This window comes from Alcaligenes sp. Me129, assembly GCF_050487245.1.
Lineage (GTDB): Bacteria > Pseudomonadota > Gammaproteobacteria > Burkholderiales > Burkholderiaceae_B > Alcaligenes > Alcaligenes phenolicus.
In genome coordinates, this window is sequence record NZ_JBKQGX010000006.1 from 90,786 (window position 1) to 107,705 (window position 16,920).

16 protein-coding genes and 1 tRNA gene are annotated in these 16,920 nt (G+C 57.1%); 8 read left to right on the forward strand and 9 right to left on the reverse strand.

Features of this window, described 5'->3' with window-relative positions; all coding sequences use genetic code 11:
- Window positions 1-2 precede the first annotated feature (2 nt).
- Window positions 3-758 carry a response regulator transcription factor gene (locus tag ACLPGZ_RS08345; protein WP_035270868.1) on the reverse strand — a complete coding sequence of 252 codons (756 nt, stop codon included), beginning with the start codon at window positions 756-758 and terminating at the stop codon, window positions 3-5.
- Between the two features lie 116 nt (window positions 759-874).
- On the opposite strand from ACLPGZ_RS08345, the gene ACLPGZ_RS08350 reads away from it, so the two are divergent.
- Together ACLPGZ_RS08350 and ACLPGZ_RS08355 are read left to right on the forward strand one after the other, a co-directional pair.
- Window positions 875-3,145 carry a TonB-dependent siderophore receptor gene (locus ACLPGZ_RS08350; RefSeq protein ID WP_429641125.1) on the forward strand — a complete coding sequence of 757 codons (2,271 nt, stop codon included), beginning with the start codon at window positions 875-877 and terminating at the stop codon, window positions 3,143-3,145.
- A gap of 320 nt (window positions 3,146-3,465) precedes the next feature.
- The gene (locus tag ACLPGZ_RS08355; protein WP_137431288.1) at window positions 3,466-3,939 is read left to right on the forward strand and encodes a hypothetical protein; all 474 of its coding nucleotides are present in this window, start codon (window positions 3,466-3,468) and stop codon (window positions 3,937-3,939) included.
- 197 nt (window positions 3,940-4,136) lie between these two features.
- Here the strand turns inward: ACLPGZ_RS08355 and ACLPGZ_RS08360 are convergent.
- Window positions 4,137-4,213, reverse strand: a tRNA-Arg gene (locus tag ACLPGZ_RS08360).
- Between the two features lie 291 nt (window positions 4,214-4,504).
- Between ACLPGZ_RS08360 and ACLPGZ_RS08365 the strand changes: the two genes are divergently transcribed.
- Entirely contained in the window at window positions 4,505-5,674 is a 1,170-nt protein-coding gene (locus ACLPGZ_RS08365) for an alpha-hydroxy acid oxidase (protein ID WP_009457768.1), read from the forward strand.
- On the opposite strand, the gene ACLPGZ_RS08370 is transcribed toward ACLPGZ_RS08365, so the two are convergent.
- From ACLPGZ_RS08370 to ACLPGZ_RS08400, 7 genes are all read right to left on the reverse strand, one after another.
- A complete protein-coding gene (locus tag ACLPGZ_RS08370) occupies window positions 5,668-6,681 on the reverse strand; it encodes a glutathione S-transferase family protein (RefSeq protein ID WP_088450866.1) in 1,014 nt (337 codons plus the stop codon). The genes ACLPGZ_RS08365 and ACLPGZ_RS08370 overlap by 7 nt on opposite strands.
- Window positions 6,682-6,695: 14 nt before the next feature.
- On the reverse strand, window positions 6,696-7,295 hold the full coding sequence (wrbA, locus tag ACLPGZ_RS08375; protein WP_009457766.1) for an NAD(P)H:quinone oxidoreductase: 600 nt from the start codon (window positions 7,293-7,295) through the stop codon (window positions 6,696-6,698).
- Between the two features lie 179 nt (window positions 7,296-7,474).
- Complete coding sequence (locus ACLPGZ_RS08380; protein ID WP_009457765.1) at window positions 7,475-7,882, reverse strand: PaaI family thioesterase; 408 nt, start codon at window positions 7,880-7,882, stop codon at window positions 7,475-7,477.
- 6 nt (window positions 7,883-7,888) lie between these two features.
- Window positions 7,889-8,203 (reverse strand): I78 family peptidase inhibitor, encoded by a 315-nt coding sequence (locus tag ACLPGZ_RS08385; RefSeq protein ID WP_022983535.1) that lies wholly within the window; start codon window positions 8,201-8,203, stop codon window positions 7,889-7,891.
- A gap of 58 nt (window positions 8,204-8,261) precedes the next feature.
- Window positions 8,262-8,879 carry a DNA-3-methyladenine glycosylase gene (locus ACLPGZ_RS08390; RefSeq protein ID WP_009457754.1) on the reverse strand — a complete coding sequence of 206 codons (618 nt, stop codon included), beginning with the start codon at window positions 8,877-8,879 and terminating at the stop codon, window positions 8,262-8,264.
- Window positions 8,872-9,909 (reverse strand): adenosine deaminase, encoded by a 1,038-nt coding sequence (locus ACLPGZ_RS08395; RefSeq protein ID WP_239055230.1) that lies wholly within the window; start codon window positions 9,907-9,909, stop codon window positions 8,872-8,874. Before ACLPGZ_RS08395 ends, ACLPGZ_RS08390 begins: the two co-directional genes overlap by 8 nt.
- A 57-nt stretch (window positions 9,910-9,966) precedes the next feature.
- Complete coding sequence (locus ACLPGZ_RS08400; protein WP_009457750.1) at window positions 9,967-10,347, reverse strand: DUF423 domain-containing protein; 381 nt, start codon at window positions 10,345-10,347, stop codon at window positions 9,967-9,969.
- A gap of 92 nt (window positions 10,348-10,439) precedes the next feature.
- Between ACLPGZ_RS08400 and ACLPGZ_RS08405 the strand changes: the two genes are divergently transcribed.
- The 5 genes from ACLPGZ_RS08405 (at window position 10,440) to ACLPGZ_RS08425 (ending at window position 16,919) form a co-directional block, all read left to right on the forward strand.
- Window positions 10,440-11,444 (forward strand): magnesium and cobalt transport protein CorA, encoded by a 1,005-nt coding sequence (locus ACLPGZ_RS08405; protein ID WP_083054029.1) that lies wholly within the window; start codon window positions 10,440-10,442, stop codon window positions 11,442-11,444.
- Between the two features lie 41 nt (window positions 11,445-11,485).
- Complete coding sequence (locus ACLPGZ_RS08410) at window positions 11,486-13,087, forward strand: acyl-CoA dehydrogenase family protein (protein WP_239055231.1); 1,602 nt, start codon at window positions 11,486-11,488, stop codon at window positions 13,085-13,087.
- 102 nt (window positions 13,088-13,189) lie between these two features.
- Window positions 13,190-13,762, forward strand: a complete 573-nt coding sequence (locus ACLPGZ_RS08415) for a thermonuclease family protein (protein WP_429641126.1) — start codon at window positions 13,190-13,192, stop codon at window positions 13,760-13,762.
- Entirely contained in the window at window positions 13,756-15,942 is a 2,187-nt protein-coding gene (locus tag ACLPGZ_RS08420) for an ABC transporter substrate-binding protein (RefSeq protein ID WP_060185705.1), read from the forward strand. The genes ACLPGZ_RS08415 and ACLPGZ_RS08420 overlap by 7 nt, the downstream gene beginning before the upstream one ends.
- Window positions 15,942-16,919 carry an ABC transporter permease gene (locus ACLPGZ_RS08425; protein WP_009457740.1) on the forward strand — a complete coding sequence of 326 codons (978 nt, stop codon included), beginning with the start codon at window positions 15,942-15,944 and terminating at the stop codon, window positions 16,917-16,919. The genes ACLPGZ_RS08420 and ACLPGZ_RS08425 overlap by 1 nt, the downstream gene beginning before the upstream one ends.
- The last annotated feature ends 1 nt before the right edge of the window (window position 16,920 follow it).

Consider the following 16,920-nt stretch of genomic DNA (forward strand, 5'->3'; position numbering starts at 1 on the left):
CTTTATTCAGCGTGCAGGGATTGCGGGTCTATGTACAGGATATAGCCCTCGTTGCGGACGGTGCGCACGATCTCCGGCTTGGAACGATCCTTTTCTATGTAATGGCGGATACGGCTGATGCACACATCAATAGCCCTGTCTTCGTAGTTCAGATTGCGGCCAAAGGCGCGGCGCAGCAGCAGGGCGCGTGACAGTACTTTATTGGGGGCTTCCAGCAAGGACAGCAGCACATGGAAGTCTGAATTGGGCAGGGAGATGGTGACGCCTTGGGGCGAATACAACTGGCGTGCATTCAGGTCCAGCTGCCAGCCCAGAAAGTGATAGCGCGAGGGCGGAGCATCCGCGATGGCGGTTTCTGCCTGGGCCTGTGGAGCTGCATGGCGCCGAATCACCGCCTTGCAGCGTGCCAATAGTTCTCGGGATTCAAAGGGTTTGACCACGTAATCATCCGCGCCCAGCTCCAGACCCGCCACCTTGTCGGCCAGTTCATTACGGGCTGTCACCATGATGATGGCTGGAGGATCGTCGATGCCGCGCAATTGTTTGCACAGTTCCAGGCCATCCTCGCCGGGCAGCATCAGGTCCAGCAAGACCAGAGAAATCGGGTGGCGCTTGAGCAGTTCAAACGCTTGAGCACCGCTTTCGGCGATGTACGTGGTGAATCCGCCAAAGCTCAATTCCTGGGCAGTCAGCTCGGCAAGTTCTACATCATCTTCAATGATTAATACACGGCGTTGGGGGCTGGAAAAACCTGTCATTACATACCATTACATTGCGATTGGGCGGGAACATAAGGCGAAACATCGCCTGAAACCATACACGCTAATCTTACGGCGAACAAGAATTGTTCTCATTATTAAACAGGAGTCATGTTTTGCCGTTCCCTTCATCCCGTCCACCACTCAAGCCTCTTGCGGCCTTGATTCTTCTTGCCCTGAGTGGGCAGGCAGCCTGGGCACAAGATGCGCCCGCCATGCTCAAGCCCATTACGGTCAAGGGGCACGAGCAGGCAGAGCCCGAAGACAGCTACCAAAAGATTTACAGCAAAAGCTCGACCGGGCTGCGCATGGAAGAAAAAGATACGCCGCAGGCCATCACCAACATTACGCGCCAGCAAATGGAGGATCAAAACATTCAGTCGCTGGACGATGCCTTGACCTCGGTGTCGGGTATCAGTGTCAATGAGGTGGATATTGGTTCGCGTACAACCTACCGGGCGCGTGGCTTCAACATCAATAACTACAAGATTGATGGCCTGGAGTTCAATGGCGAGTCCGGTTTTTCCGGCATAGGCGGGGCGGTGAATATGGACCTGTACGAAGACGTCAGCGTCTTGCGCGGGGCCAACGGCTTGCTGGGCGGTACGGGTGATCCGTCGGCCAGTATTTCCCTGTCCCGTAAAAAGGCGTACCGGGAATTTGGCCTGCAGGGCAATGTCGAGCTGGGCAGCTGGCGCAAACGACGCCTGATGGGGGATATCAATACTCCCCTGAGCAAAGATGGGGATTTGCGGGCACGCCTGGTGCTCAGCGGGGATGACAGCCACACCTTCCGCGACAATGAAAACCCCAGGAGCTTTGGCCTGCTGGCTACCGTGACTTACGACTTCTCGCCCGACACCAGCGTGACGGCGGGTTACGAGTACACCTATAAAAAGCACAAGGGCACATCCTGGGGCACGAACGTGCCTATCTGGTTCTCGGACGGCACTCGTACGGATTTCGATCGCAGCTATCACCCGGTTGCGGACTGGAGCTACACCCAGCGCAAGAATCACACCTGGTTTGCAAACCTGGAGCAGAACCTGGGCGGTGGCTGGCATGCCGACGCCAACTACAGCTATAGCGACCTGGAAAGCATCAACAGCTTTGGGGTGTTGAAAGCCAATAGCGCCGGTTCCAAATGGGGCCTGTTTGATAGGGAAACGGGCCTGGCGTATTTGAACAGCCTGCATTCGGAGAGCGAGGGCACGCAGCATGCCTTTTCCTTGAATGTCACCGGGCCATTCAAACTATTGGGTCGCGAGCATGAGTTGATTCTGGGTTTTAACGGCCAGCGCTCAGAGGAGACTTCCTATCAGTTCAGTGGGGCCTTGGGGAACTGCCATATTGATGGTCATGTGCCTGCTCGTGGATGTCAGTACCGTCTGGATCTGCCGGCCAACTGGCAGACCTGGAATGGTAATGAGTACGGTGCGCCGCAGACTTTCCGTACCGATGCGCGCGGTGTGACACGGACGACTAATTACGGCCCGTACATCGCCACCCGTCTGGAGCTGGCTGACAATCTGAAAGTCATTCTGGGTTCGCGCTATAGCTACTACAAAACCTATGCCTACGATTACGACAAGGACAATCTCAAAAGCGCCCGTCGCTCCGAGCTGGACAAGAAGGTATGGACACCCTATCTAGGCCTGACCTTTGATGTCACGCCGAATCACACGCTCTACACCAGCTATACCGACGTGTTCAAACCGCAAAGCCAGCGCGATGTGGCAGGCAATATCATCAAGCCAATTACGGGGGCCAGCTACGAGGCGGGTATCAAGAGCTCCTGGCTGGATGATCGCTTGTCCAGCACCGTGGCCGTGTTCCATGCCAAGCAGACCAACGTCGCCAAGGCCGATGATGATCGCACCGTGCTGGATACCGGCGATCAGGCGTATGTGGCCAATGCTACGGGTATCAAATCCACGGGTGTGGATTTGCAACTGGCGGGGGCGCTGACCAATCGCTGGAATGTGTATGCTGGCTACACCTATATGAATGTGGTGGATTCCAGTCCCAATAGCAGTCCACGTCAGGACCCGCGTCACAGCTTCCGTGTTAGCACCACGTATCGTCCGAACGTGCTGGCCGACAAGCTGACGTTGGGGACCAGTATCAGCTATGACAGCTCCACGACATCCACGCCTATGCCCGGTCGTCCCTTGACGGGCGGCGGCTTTGATAACAGCCCGATTCGTCAGTCCGGCTACATGCTGGCCCACGTGATGGCGCGTTATGACGTGAACAAGAATCTGAGCGTGACGGCACGCGTCAATAATCTGTTCGATAAGGAATACTATCGAGAGTTCGGTTTCTATAACGGCCTGATTTATGGCGAGCCACGTAACTTTATGGTGAATGTGCAAGCCCGCTTCTAAGCGCGTCTGCTTTGGGTTGTAAAAAAGCGGCGCTAACAGGTAGCGCCGCTTTTGCACGTCTGTTATTTGTTTGTAGGGATAGTCCATCTGGCAGGACGTGACCCCAGGTCTCCGATTCGTCGCCAGGTACCTGAGTGATTTGAGCTATAGCCGAGATCAGGAGTGAGCAGTGGCATTCAGAGTCTTGCCAATGCAAGAGTGGCTTGCTGACTGGGGAGAGGAACTATTATTCTTCGTGGCGGCTGCGTCAACATCAAGCGTGATGATGACGCAGCCCCAAGTCAATTAGTTGCAGTTTCAAAGCCCCAGGAGTTACAGGTATGGTCCCATTCGGCTTAAGTCCGGCACAGTTTCAGCAGCGTTACAGGCGGTGTCTGGAACGAGCTTCAAAGCATCTCATTACCGAGTTACGTACCTTGTTCGCCTTGCCTGTGCCAGATAGCGTTGCGGATGCCCAGGTGCAAATTTTTTTTGGTGAAGATGGCCTGGAAACCCCGTCGGCATGGATTTACTACAGCGGTGAAAATAATAAAGTAGATAGCAGCGACCCTTCCATCTTTCCCGGTAGAGCCCTGGAACTGTCTCTGGGTTTGGACAAGATGGACGCCTTCCACGAAGACTATTTCCTGGATGAAGGCTTGGATGGACTGAGTATCGCGGCTAACACCACCAAAGCGTGGTTTGCAGAATGCTGGTGGAAAGCGGGTGGATGGAGCTATGCCGTCCCCGTGGCGGTGTGGGTGCATGATGGCTTTGGGGACGGTGAGGGTATTGAGTTGTCAGAAAGGCGATAAGGTCGTGCAGGAGTTATTCCTGTCTACATAAAAAGCCACTACTGCTCATTCTATTTCTTCGTTCCAGCCTGCTCGTATTGCTATTGTGGGTGGGGTTTGGGTGGTGCCTGGCGGGGTAGTGGGTCTTTTCCCTGCCTGTTGTCCGAGAGCAGAAAGCAAAAAAGCCATTTCCGAAGAAATGGCTTTTTTACTGAATATGGCGCGGCTGGCAGGATTCGAACCCACGACCCCTTGGTTCGTAGCCAAGTACTCTATCCAACTGAGCTACAGCCGCTAAAGAAGTAGAAATATAGCACGGCTATTTTTACTTGTCACCAAAATATCAACAAATTTTACTGAAATCGTCTTTTTTTATGTTTTTCGGGGTCGGCGGGCAGGCTCTAAAGCCAGAGATGGCAAGGCATGCAGCGGGACAACAGTGAATCTCTTTATTTTTGGTCTTGGGGGCTCGTCTTGGTGGTCCTTTAGGCGCGCCAGACAGAAACTTCGAACAGTCTGCCCCGGATGACTTGCCCCACAGGGCACAAAGTCGCATTATTACGCCATTGTTTTGGAGCCCAATGTAATGGATCTGTCGAAAATTACCTGCACTGAAGATTTCCGCCTGGCGGCCAAACGCCGCGTGCCCAAGATGTTTTATGACTACGCCGACTCCGGCTCCTGGACGCAGGGCACGTATCATGCGAACGAGCAGGATTTTCACAAGCTGAAATTCAAACAGCGCGTGGCCGTGGACATTGACCATCGCAGTCTGAAGACCAAGCTTCTGGGCCAGGATGTTGCCATGCCCGTGGCTATTGCCCCTACCGGCCTGACCGGCATGCAGCACGCCGATGGTGAAATGCTGGCGGCTTTGGCCGCACGGGATTTTGGTATTCCTTTCACCCTGTCCACCATGAGCGTGTGCTCGCTGGAAGACGTTGCCCAGGCGACCCGTGCCCCGTTCTGGTTCCAGCTGTATGTGATGCGTGATCGCAGCTTTATTGAAAACCTGATTGCGCGTGCCAAGGCGGCTAATTGTTCGGCGCTGGTCCTGACCCTGGACTTGCAGGTTTTGGGGCAGCGTCACAAAGATATTAAAAATGGCCTGACCACACCTCCGCGCCTCACCATTCCTAATCTGCTGAATCTGGCGACCAAGCCGTACTGGTGCCGAAATATGTTGCGCACGCACCGTCGTAGCTTTGGCAATATCGTCGGCCACGCCAAGGGGGTGTCGGATCTGCGCTCCTTGTCTACCTGGACGGCCGAGCAGTTCGACCCGAGCCTGAACTGGAAAGATATCGAGTGGATCAAGAATGCCTGGGGCGGCAAGCTGATTGTTAAAGGCATTATGGATGCCGACGATGCTCGTTACGCCGTGGATAGCGGGGCTGATGCCTTGATCGTGTCCAATCACGGTGGCCGTCAGCTGGATGGCGCGCCATCCTCAATTTCCTGCCTGCCTGCGATCAGCAAGGCGGTAGGTGACAAGATCGAAGTGCTGGTCGATGGCGGTATTCGCAGCGGTCAGGATGTGTTGCGTGCCCGCGCCTTGGGCGCTCAAGGTGCCATGATTGGCCGTGCTTTCCTGTATGCCTTGGGTGCGGCGGGGCAGGCCGGTGTGGCCCGTTTGCTGAAACTGATGGCGAATGAGCTGGACGTGTCCATGGCGTTTTGCGGTCGTACCGATATCAATCAGGTAGACCGCTCCATCTTGCTCAATCCCGATATTTTCGATCGCCCCGGTTACTGAAGACCGATATGCAAGGGCCCTGGCTGGACGGGTAAATGACCTCGTCCGTGGGGCCCGTTCAGATCCAGTACAGGGCCAGCCGGAACAATGCCCGTCGGGTTCAGATGACGATGGCTGCTGTAGTAATGGGTCTTGATGTGATCCAGGCTGACCGTGCTGGCCACGCCAGGCATTTGGTACAGCTCCAGCATGTAGTTCCACAGATTCGGATAATCAATCAGACGGCGCAGATTGCATTTGAAATGGCCAACATAGACCGGATCAAAGCGAATCAGGGTAGTGAACAAGCGCCAGTCGGCCTCGGTCAGTTGCGTGCCAGTCAGGTAGCGCTGCTGGCTCAGGCGAGCCTCCAGCCCGTCCAGGCTGTCAAACAGGGCATGAACTGCTGTGTCGTAGGCGGCTTGTGAGCGGGCAAAACCTGCTTTGTATACCCCGTTATTGACGGTGTCATATACATGGGCATTGATCTGGTCGATTTCGCCCAGCAGCTCGGCAGGTGCCATATCCAGGCTGCGCGCGCCCAAAGTATCAAAGGCGCTATTGAAAATACGCATGATCTCGGCCGACTCGTTATTGAGGATTGTGCCGCGCTGCTTGTCCCACAGTACGGGCACGGTAATGCGCCCCGTAAATTGCGGGTCCGCCTTGGCATAGAGCTGATGCAGGAACTGCGCATCCATGACCGGGTCCGGCACCACGCCCTCCGCCGGTTCAAAGGTCCAGCCCTGATCGCCCATGATGGGGTTCACCACCGACACTGAAATCAGCTTTTGCAGCCCCTTTAATTCGCGCATGATCAAGGTGCGATGCGCCCAGGGGCAGGCCAGCGAGACATACAGATGATAGCGATTGGCCTGGGCAGGCTGCGCTGCCTGGCCGTCCGGGCCGGGGCCGCCGTCGGCGGTAATCCAGTCCCGGAAGGCAGACTGGGCACGTTGAAATGTATCGGACTGGGTGCTGCTGACAGGCTCTTTGCTATGCCATTGTCCATCTATCATCATGCCCATCTGTGTACTCCGTTTTAGCCTTTCAGCTTGATTGCAATTTCAGCGATATGACGGCCCTGGTAGCGGGCGCCGTCCAGCTCGTTCTGGCTGGGCTGACGTGAACCGTCGCCACCGGCAATGGTGGATGCGCCGTAAGGGCTGCCGCCAGTGACTTCGTTCAGCAGTGTCTGGCCTGCAAAGCTGTAAGGCAGGCCCACCACAATCATGCCAAAGTGCATCAGGTTATGAATAATGGACAGTAGCGTCAGCTCCTGCCCACCGTGTTGGGTGGCGGTAGAGGTAAAGGCACCGCCTACCTTGCCATTGAGTGCGCCGCGCGCCCACAGGCCACCGGCCTGATCCAGAAAACTGGCCATTTGCGAGCTGATGCGCCCGAAACGGGTGCCGGTGCCGACAATGATGGCGTCGTAGTTTTCCAGGTCGCCAATAGTGGCGACCGGGGCGGCTTGATCCAGCTTGAAATTCGCTTTCTGGGCCACGGCTTCCGGGACCAGTTCGGGGACACGCTTGATGTCCACCGTCGCGCCAGCGCTTTGTGCACCTTCGGCAACCGCTTGGGCCATTTTTTCTACGTGGCCATAGGCGGAGTAATAGAGAACCAGGACTTTTGCCATTTGAACTTCTCCAGAAAAGCGATCAACAAGGAATCGGACGGGGCAGCGGCCACAGGGCTAAGCCGGGGCGCAGCTGCTATGACGATGATAGTCGTGCCACGCCCGCTCTGCCAAACCCCTGGACGGATTGTTTTGTGTCAGAGTCTGTCTTGCAAAGCGGGTGGCCGTCCCGAGGAGCATCAGCCTGGCAGCAGGGCGTAGGTGGTGGTGGCGTGGGCGGCCAGTCGACCTTGCTCGTCCAGCAGCTTGATGTCGCCAAAGACCATGCTTTTGCCACGCTTCAGCACTTGGGCGTGTACCAGCACATCCCCCTGGCTAACCGGGCGTACAAAGCTGGTGTTCAGTGAAACTGTAGTCATGGGGCGAAACTCCCCCAGACTTTGACTGACGGCCAGCACCATGGCGGTATCGGCTGCCGCCATATACACCTGACCGCAGACCACACCGGCCACGTGCGTCAATTGATCTGAAAAAGGCAGGCGTAGAACCACGCCGTCTTCATTCATGCTTTCTACACGCAATTTCAGGGCTTGCACCCAAGGGGCAAATAGCGTGTCCAGCAAGTGTTGGCTTTGCTCAAGAGTCATTAGGGATCAGCCGCAGTAAACAGAGGTAATTTTGTTTTGTTCGTCCACGCGGATGTTCAAACGGGTGGGGTCGTAGTCCGTGGTGTACATGCGGTCCGGAGCCAGGACGCGGGCTTTTGCCGCACCGGCCTGTTTGACCAGACGTTCAACTTGGCTTTGGCTGGCGGTTTGACCGGCTGGATTCAAGGCGTCCGCATTGCACAGACCACCAGAAGAGTCGCTGAACGAAGAAGTCGAGCTTGTTTGCGCGCTATTGCCCGTGGCCGTGCAAGCAGCCAGCAAAACGGCGGGAAGGACGCTAAGTAGTACGGAGAGTCGCATGGGAAATCCTTAAAAGCAGCTGGGAAGCATTCAGCTTGAAGGATTAATAATACCTGTTCTAGGCGGGGCGTTTAAGGCCTTTGACACTGCGTTTTGTGGTGGTTTTGCCCGGCTTGACGGACACCTCGGGGTGCTGGGCAATCGAGTAGCGCAAGGGGGCCTTGGCCCAGGCGCCCGCGTACTCTACGCCGATGCGTGGGCTGATCAGAATTTGCTCCGGCGGCAGGGCGGGGGCGTCCAGCCAATGCATGGCAGGGGCGCAGGCATCTGCACCGTTATAAGCTTTGTCTATACCCATCCCTTTGCACAATCGTCCGGGGCCTGACAGGGACGGGCCATCCTCGGGCGACGTCCATTGCGCCGCCCGCAGCAAGACCGCCGTACCATCGCCTTCAACACCGCTGACGATATTCATGCAGTGGTGCAGGCCGTAGATCAAATACACATAGGCGTAGCCTGCCGGGCCGAACATCAGTCGCGTGCGCTCGGTGATACCGCGTCGGCTGTGGGCGGCCTGATCCTGGGGACCCAGATAGGCTTCGGTTTCTACAATGGTGGCGCAGCGCTCCCCGCGCTCGTCATTCAAAACCAGGGTTTTGCCCAGCAATTCCAGGGCAACGTAACGCGGATCACGGGCAAAGAACGCACGTGGCAGGTACAGCGCGGATTCAGTCATTTCCGGGAGTCTGCTCCAGCTTGTTCAACCAGGCCTGCTTTTGCTCCTTGGGTAAAAAGGAGGAGCGCAAGCTATTGGCTGCCAGAGTGCGTAAATCGGCCTCCTGCAGATTCAGGGCCTGGGCGGTTTGCAGGTAGTTGTCCAGCAGATAGCCGCCAAAATAGGCTGGGTCGTCCGAGTTCACGCAGACATTCAGGCCGCGATCCAGCAAATGCTTCAGATTGTGCTGGTGCAGGCTATCAAAAACCTTGAGCTTGATGTTGGACAGCGGACAGACTGTCAAGGAAATGGCGTGGTCGGCCAAATACTGCATCAGGGCCGGGTCGTCCTGGCTGCGCACGCCATGGTCGATGCGTTCTACTTTCAGAAGCTGAAGGGCATCGCGTACATAGCTGGCCGGGCCTTCCTCACCCGCGTGGGCGACCAGTCGGAAACCCAGCTCTCGGCAACGGGCATAAACCTTCTCGAATTTGGCGGGCGGGTTGCCCTTTTCCGAGGAGTCCAGGCCAATGGCAATCCACAGGTCGGAATACTGATTGCGCAAGGGCAAGGCGGCTTCCAGGGTGTCAAACGCCTCGGCTTCGCTCAGGTGGCGCAGGAAGCTCAAGATCAGATAGCTGCTGATCCCCAACTCGGATCTGGCCTGGCGGGCGGCGCGGGCAATCCCGGCAAACACGGTTTCCATGGCGATCCCGCGTGCCGTGTGCGTCTGCGGGTCAAACATGATTTCCGTGTGGACAATGCCATCGGCCTGGGCGCGCAGAAAGTAGGCCCAGGTCATGTCAAAGAAATCCTGCTCGGTGATCAGAACCCCCGCCCCGGCGTAGTACAGGTCCAGAAAGGACTGCAAGTCGGTGAACTGATAGGCGGCGTGCAGGCTGGCCTGATCGGGATAGGGCAGCGTAATGTGATTGCGCTGGGCCAGCTTGAAGATCAAGTCCGGTTCCAGCGTGCCTTCGATATGAAGGTGCAGTTCAGCCTTGGGCAGTTGGCGGGTAAATTCGCGTAGGGAAAAGGCGGAATCAGACACGGGGCGCTCCTGGTAGGCAGAATATGCGCCCCATTATACGAAGGCAAAGGCCTGGGGTCAGGCGTCCTTGCCACGCAGGGCGGCAATGGCCAGAAAGAGCCAGGCCAGAATCATGGCTACTCCGCCAATAGGGGTAATCGCGCCCAGCCATTTCACGCCGCTAAGCACCAGAATGTACAGGCTGCCGCTGAAAATCAGTACGCCAGCCAGCATCAGAATTGCGCTGCGCGACTGCCAGGTCGCATTCAATTGCGAGCCCAACGCGGCAATCAGCAGCAAGCCCAGACCATGCAGCAATTGATACAGTACGGCCGTGTGCCAGGTTGCCAATGCCGAAGCGTCAACCATGGCGCGCAGGGCGTGGGCACCAAACGCGCCCAGGCCTACGCCCAAGGCCATAATCAGTGTGCCCAGGCACAGAATGGATCGTGATTTCATGTCGTTCCTTGCAAGTCGCTGCGGTCGCAGCGCGGAGGGAGGCCAGTGCTATTATCGAACAAAAAAATTGGCTTTGTCTGCAAGGAGACAGCATGCAAGAAATAGCTCCGGTCGCCCCTGATGCACAAGACGTTGTGGTGGCCGCGTATCGCTATCAGTCTGGCCAGCCAGCACAGGCTTTGGATATTCATCACCTGCCTGTACACGATCCCTTGAAGGACGGCTTTATCTGGATTGGTTTGAAAGACCCCAGCGAGGCGACCTTGCGCGAAGTAGGGGCGCAACTGGGTCTGCCAGACAATGCCGTTGAAGAATTGATTGCCCCTCATCGTCGTCCCAAATTGCTGGAGTTCAGCAATTGCCTGATTGTGGTGGCGGTAACCTTGGGCCTGAAAGATCTGCGCCCACTTTTTGGTACTACGCAGATTCTGATTGCCCACGGCTTGTTGCTGACGGTGCGGCGTGGTTCCAACAGCAGCTATTTAGAGCTGCGTGCCCGTCTGGAAAGCACACCGGCCTTGCTGGAGCGGGGCAGTGATTTTGTCGCCTCGGAGTTGCTGGATCTGATTGTGGACCAGTACCAGACTTGCCTGGAACAAACCGAAAAGGCGGTAGAGGCCATTGAACAGCAATTTCTGATTCGGGGCTTCAAGGAAAACGATGTACGGCGTATTTACCGTTTACGGCGCGATTTGCTGCGCGTGTATAACGCGGTAACGCCATTGGCGGAGCTAAGCCGTCGTTTGTCGCGCATCGAGCTGGCGTATGTGGATGCGGAAAGTCGGGCATATTTCGGTGAAGTGGCAGACCGCATTGCCCGCACTTCCGAATTTATTAACAGCCTGCGGCAAGCCCTGGCCTTCGCCTTTGAAGGTGGCTTGATGATAGGGCAGATGCAGCAGACTGACACTACCCGCAAGCTGGCGGCCTGGGCGGCCATTTTGGCCGTGCCGACCGCGGTGGCGGGGATTTACGGCATGAACTTCAAATTCATGCCCGAGCTGGAATGGACGCTGGGCTACCCCCTGGCCTTGGGCCTGATGGGCAGCGTGTGCGGATTTTTGTACTGGAAATTCAAAAAGGCCAAATGGCTCTAGATTAAGAGACGGGGCAAGACGGCCGGAATCAAGGAGGCGAGATGGGTCTGGAACAGCAGTTACAGAATCAGGTGCCGGATTTGATGAATGACGATCTGTTTGGCGAAGATCCGGCTTTACAACATTGGCAAAGCAAGCTGGCCTCCCAGGAGGTCCGGCAAGCGCTGGCGGACTACGGCCAGAAACTGGGCTCTGCCCATTGGCGCGAACAAGGTGCCTTGGCCAATCGCCAGCCGCCGCAATGGCGAGGCTGGTCTGCTCAAGGGCAACGAGTCGATCAGGTGGATTTTCATCCGGCATGGCATCAATTGATGAGCCTGGGCATGGAGCAGGGCCTGCATATCTGGCCCCATCAGTCCGAATCTGGCCAGCACCTGCAACGAGCCATGGGCTTTTACATGCATGGTCAGATTGAGGCGGGCACCTTGTGTCCCTTGACCATGACGCGCGCCGCTGCGCCCTTATTGCAGGCTGATCCGTTTCAGGAATGGGCGGCCAAGCTGGACATCAATCAGTACGACTCTTCTGATCAGTTGATGACAGAAAAAAGCAGCGTGCTGCTGGGCATGGGCATGACGGAAATGCAGGGCGGCTCTGATCTGCGCGGCTGCTCCACTGAAGCGCATCCTCAGGCTCAGGCGTTTCGTCTTTACGGGCACAAATGGTTTTTCTCCGTGCCGCAGGCGGACGGGCATCTGGTACTGGCTCGTGAGCACGAGCAGTTTTCTTGTTTCCTGATGCCGCGCTATACCGAATATGGCTTGAATCGCCGGTATATACGCAGGCTGAAAGACAAATTGGGCAACCGCTCCAACGCCAGTGCCGAAATTGATTTTGATGGTGCGCTGGCCTGGCGCGTGGGCCAAGCCGGTCGCGGTATTGCTTTGCTGGCCGGAATGGCGGCCCGTACCCGTATTGATTGCGTGCTGGGCAGTGCCGCCCTGATGCGGCAGGCTTTGGTGCAGTCCCTGCATTACTGTCAGCACCGACGCTGCTTTGGCAAACAATTGATCGAGCAGCCCTTGATGCAGGCAGTACTGCTGGATATGAGCCTGGAAAGCGAAGCGGCCACCCATCTGGCCCTGTTCCTGGTGGACTTGCAGGAGCGGGCTGATGATCCCGTGGCGCAGGCGGTGCTACGCGTGCTGGCTCCAGCTGCCAAGTTCTGGGTATGCCGTCGGGCCATCGCCCTGTGTGCCGAAGCCATGGAAACCTGGGGCGGCAACGGCTATATCGAGGATGGCCCCATGCCGCGCTTGCTGCGCGAAGCTCCTGTCAATTCGATTTGGGAAGGCTCCGGCAATGTGATGTGCCTGGATGTGCAGCGCGCCTTGAGTCAGGAAGGTGTCCTGGAGGCCTTGCAGGCAGACTTGCGTGCCCGTACGGGAGATGATGCGGAACTGGGTCAGGTTGCACAGGATTTGTTGAGCACGGTTTCCCAGGCGGGAGGCCGTGCCTGGACGCAGAAACTGGCCCTTCTGTACCAAGCCTGCCTGATGCGCCAGGTGACTCCCGATGCCGTCGCGGATCTGTTCGCGACCCATCGTCTGCAACAAGGTCCGGCTACCGTATTCGGGCTGGAAGGTGTGGAGCAGGCTTCCTGGTATTTGCATCGCATCTGGCCCCGCCTGCAGGCGTCTTGACGCAGTCTTGCCTACTAGGGACATTGCTCTGGACAGGCGGTGCGCAGTATCTATAATTTGTTAGCCTAGTTTCTGCTACCCGCCTGGAGTGTTGTCCGCATCATGACTGTGTTTTCCCTGTCCGGCTTTTCTTCTTTGACGCGGCGCACAGCCGTTTGTGCTGGCTTGACGGCTGTGATGGCTGTCTGGGCCTTGCCTGTTCAGGCTCAAGACTTCGAGCTGACAGGGCGGGTGGTGCGGGTGGCCGACGGCGATACGCTGACGATTTTGCCCAGCAATAACAGGCAGGTGCGCGTGCGTCTGGCCAGTATTGATGCCCCCGAAACCACCAAAGACAGCCGTCGCCCTGGTCAGCCCTTTGCGGTGGCCTCGCGGCGCTTCCTGTCGGATTTGGTTTCCGGTAAACATTTGACCCTGTCTTGCTATGAGCGCGACCGCCACGGTCTCGCTGTATGCGATGTGCCTTTGGCCGATGGCGAAACCGCCAACCAGAAACTGGTACGGGCTGGAATGGCCATGGCCAATCGTGAAAAACGCGGCCGCTTCCTGCGCGACCCTCGTATTGATCAGCTGGAGCGCGAAGCCAAGGAAGCCGGTGTAGGCATCTGGTCAGAGCCCAGTCCTGTCCCGCCATGGAAATGGCGTTATGACTGCTGGCAGCAAGGGCAATGCTAAGCCCTTTGCGGCGGATGGGGCTGGCCTTGTTGTGCGTCGGATTGGCAGCTTGCTCCAAACCCGTTAACAGCCCTTATCAGGAAGGCAGCGCAGCAGAAAACACGCTCTACAGCGCGTTCACGACCCGCTCCCCCAATCACCTGGACCCGGCCTTGTCCTACTCCGGTGACGAGACACCGTTTACGTATTCGATTTATGAGCCGCTGTACGGCTATCACTATCTGGACCGTCCCTACCGCCTGATTCCCAAGGCGGCGGCCGAGCTGGTAGAGCCTGTATACCTTGATGAGCAGGGTAATCGTTTGCCTGCTGATGTGCCGGGCGAACAGGTGGCAGTCAGCCGTTACGATATTCCCATCAAGCAAGGCATTCGCTTTCAGCCGCATCCGGCCTTTGCCTTGGATGAGCAGGGCGAGTACCGCTATTACCCCATGCGGGCGCCGGACCTGAACGATGCTTTCAGCATTGCCGACTTCGCCCATACCGGCTCGCGCGAGCTGACGGCTCACGATTACGTTTACGCCTTCAAGCGTTTGGCCAGCCCGCGCCTGGCCTCTCCTGTGCTGGGTGTGATGGCCGAGCACATCCGGGGCTTCAAGGAGTTCAGCGAAGAACTGGCCCGTATCGACAAGCAGGAGCCGCGTCCACAATGGCTGGATTTACGGCCCTACACCTTGCCGGGTGTGCGAGCGCTGGATAAACATACCTTGCGCATCGAGGTGAATGGCAAGTACCCACAGTTCAAGTATTGGCTGGCCATGACCTTTACCGCGCCCATGGCCTGGGAGGCCGAGCGTTTTTATAGCCAGCCGCGCATGGCGCAGCACAATCTGACACTGGATAGCTGGCCCGTGGGTACAGGCCCATTCATGCTGACGGAATCCCTGACCAATCGTCGTCACGTTCTGAGCCGTAACCCCAATTACCGGGGGGAGCCATACCCTTGTGTGGGCGAGCCCGGCGACCAGGCTGCTGGTTTACTGGAAGATTGCGGCAAACCCATGCCTTTTCTGGACAAAGTGGTGTTCTCTCTGGAAAAAGAGGGCGTCCCCTTGATGGGCAAGTTCCTGCAGGGCTATTACGACATTCCGCAGGTGGAGCGGGGCGAGTACGGTGTCGCCATGACAGTGGCCGCGCAGGACTCGGTCGACAAAGCCAATCTGTATCAGGAGCGCGGCCTGCAATTGCGCACGGCACCTGAAGCGCAATTGTTTTATATGGGCTTTAACTGGCACGACCCGGTGGTCGGTCAGGGCGATACGCCCGAGCAGTTCGAGAAAAACCGCAAGCTGCGCCTGGCCATCAGCATTGTGTTCGACTGGGAGCAGTACGTTTCCATTTTCATGAATGACCAAGGAGAAGCCGCGCATAGCCCTTTGCCGCCTGGCGTGCCGGGCTATCAGCCGCTGCCCCAGGGTGCCAACCCTTATGTCTACACCAAGGACAATGGCGTGGTGAAACGCCGCAGTCTGGACGAAGCGCGTGATTTGCTGCGACAGGCGGGCTATCCCGATGGACGGGACAGCCGTACCGGCAAGCCCTTGATTCTGTATTACGACTCCATGATGGGTATGGGCTCGGATGCCACGGTGGACTGGATGCGCCGTCAGCTGGCCCAGGTAGGCTTGCAGCTGGAGGTGCGCGCTACCGATTACAACCGCTTTCAGGACAAGATGAAGCGGGGCGCGGCACAGCTATTTCTGTGGGGCTGGGTAGCCGACTACCCGGATGCCGAAAACTTCTTCACCTTGCTGTATGGCCCCCAGGCCAAGAAGGATTTTGGTGGTGAGAACGCCGCCAATTACCAAAGCGCGGAGTTTGATCGCCTGTACGAGCAAATGCGCTTTCTGAACGACGGCCCGGACAAGCAGGCGGTGGTGCAGCAGATGATCCATCTGGTCCAGCATGATGCCCCCTGGATGTTTGGCTATGTGCCCAATGCGGGTGGTGCCTACCAAAGCTGGGTGCGCAATGCCAAGCCGTCCATGATGGTGCGCGACAGCATCCAGTATTACCGTATCGACCCCGAACAGCGTGTGGAGCGCATTGATCGCTGGAACCGCCCCGTCTGGTGGCCCGCCATTCCGCTGGGCTTGCTGGCCTTGATTCTGGTGTGGGTGGTGCGCTCGCAGGCTCAGGCGCGTCGTCGCCATGTGGCTCTGCGCAAGGAGAAAGACTGATGTTTTCCTATATGCTGCGGCGCATTCTGTATGGCGTGCTGATTCTGATAGGGGTCAATCTGCTGACCTTTGTGTTGTTCTTTGCCGTGAACACGCCTGACGATATGGCCCGTTTGTCCATTGGCGGACAGCGCGTCAGTCAGACGGCCATTGAAAACTGGAAGGCAGAGCGCGGTTATAACAAGCCGCTGTTTTATAACGCGCAGGCGGAAGGTTCCAAAACCTTTACCGACACGATTTTCTACGAGCGCTCGGTTCCTTTGTTGCGCCTGGATTTTGGCTTGTCCGACCAGGGGCAGGATATTGCCTATCAGATCAAGCAACGCATGGGGCCCAGTTTGGCGCTGGCCTTGCCGACCTTCTTTTTGGGCTTATGGGTGTGCATCAGTTTTGCCTTGCTGATGGTGTTCTTTCGGGGAACCCGACTGGATTTTTCAGCCGTTGTGCTGTGCGTCGTGTTGATGTCCATTTCGGGCCTGTTCTACATCATTGCCGGGCAATGGCTGTTTGCACGGGTGCTGCGCTGGGTGCCGTTTTCGGGCTGGGTGGAAGGGATGGATAACTGGCGCTTTCTGGTCTTGCCGGTGCTGGTGGGGATTTTGTCGCGTATCGGGGCGGAATCGCGCTTTTATCGCAGCCTGTTTCTGGAAGAGGCCAGCCGTGATTATGTGCGTACGGCGCGCTCCAAGGGGCTGGCGGAATCTACCGTTTTGTTCCGCCATGTCTTGCCCAATGCGCTCTTGCCCATTCTGACGGGCACCGTATCGGCTTTGCCCCTGCTGTTCATGGGCAGCCTGATTTCGGAGTCTTTTTTTGGTATTCCGGGTCTGGGCAGCTTCACCATTGATGCCATCAATGCCCAGGACTTCTCCATTGTGCGTGCCATGGTGTTTTTAGGATCAATGCTTTATATCGCCGGTTTGATTCTGGCCGATATCTCCTACACCCTGGTTGACCCCCGCATTCGTTTTAGTTGAG

Excerpts from the sequence above, each read along its gene's own strand:
- ACLPGZ_RS08345 (WP_035270868.1), bottom strand. The coding sequence starts at position 758 with ATGACAGGTTTTTCCAGCCCCCAACGCCGTGTATTAATCATTGAAGAT.
- ACLPGZ_RS08355 (WP_137431288.1), top strand. The coding sequence starts at position 3,466 with ATGGTCCCATTCGGCTTAAGTCCGGCACAGTTTCAGCAGCGTTACAGG.
- ACLPGZ_RS08365 (WP_009457768.1), top strand. The coding sequence starts at position 4,505 with ATGGATCTGTCGAAAATTACCTGCACTGAAGATTTCCGCCTGGCGGCC.
- ACLPGZ_RS08370 (WP_088450866.1), bottom strand. The coding sequence starts at position 6,681 with ATGGGCATGATGATAGATGGACAATGGCATAGCAAAGAGCCTGTCAGC.
- wrbA (WP_009457766.1), bottom strand. The coding sequence starts at position 7,295 with ATGGCAAAAGTCCTGGTTCTCTATTACTCCGCCTATGGCCACGTAGAA.
- ACLPGZ_RS08380 (WP_009457765.1), bottom strand. The coding sequence starts at position 7,882 with ATGACTCTTGAGCAAAGCCAACACTTGCTGGACACGCTATTTGCCCCT.
- ACLPGZ_RS08385 (WP_022983535.1), bottom strand. The coding sequence starts at position 8,203 with ATGCGACTCTCCGTACTACTTAGCGTCCTTCCCGCCGTTTTGCTGGCT.
- ACLPGZ_RS08390 (WP_009457754.1), bottom strand. The coding sequence starts at position 8,879 with ATGACTGAATCCGCGCTGTACCTGCCACGTGCGTTCTTTGCCCGTGAT.
- ACLPGZ_RS08400 (WP_009457750.1), bottom strand. The coding sequence starts at position 10,347 with ATGAAATCACGATCCATTCTGTGCCTGGGCACACTGATTATGGCCTTG.
- ACLPGZ_RS08405 (WP_083054029.1), top strand. The coding sequence starts at position 10,440 with ATGCAAGAAATAGCTCCGGTCGCCCCTGATGCACAAGACGTTGTGGTG.
- ACLPGZ_RS08410 (WP_239055231.1), top strand. The coding sequence starts at position 11,486 with ATGGGTCTGGAACAGCAGTTACAGAATCAGGTGCCGGATTTGATGAAT.
- ACLPGZ_RS08415 (WP_429641126.1), top strand. The coding sequence starts at position 13,190 with ATGACTGTGTTTTCCCTGTCCGGCTTTTCTTCTTTGACGCGGCGCACA.
- ACLPGZ_RS08420 (WP_060185705.1), top strand. The coding sequence starts at position 13,756 with ATGCTAAGCCCTTTGCGGCGGATGGGGCTGGCCTTGTTGTGCGTCGGA.
- ACLPGZ_RS08425 (WP_009457740.1), top strand. The coding sequence starts at position 15,942 with ATGTTTTCCTATATGCTGCGGCGCATTCTGTATGGCGTGCTGATTCTG.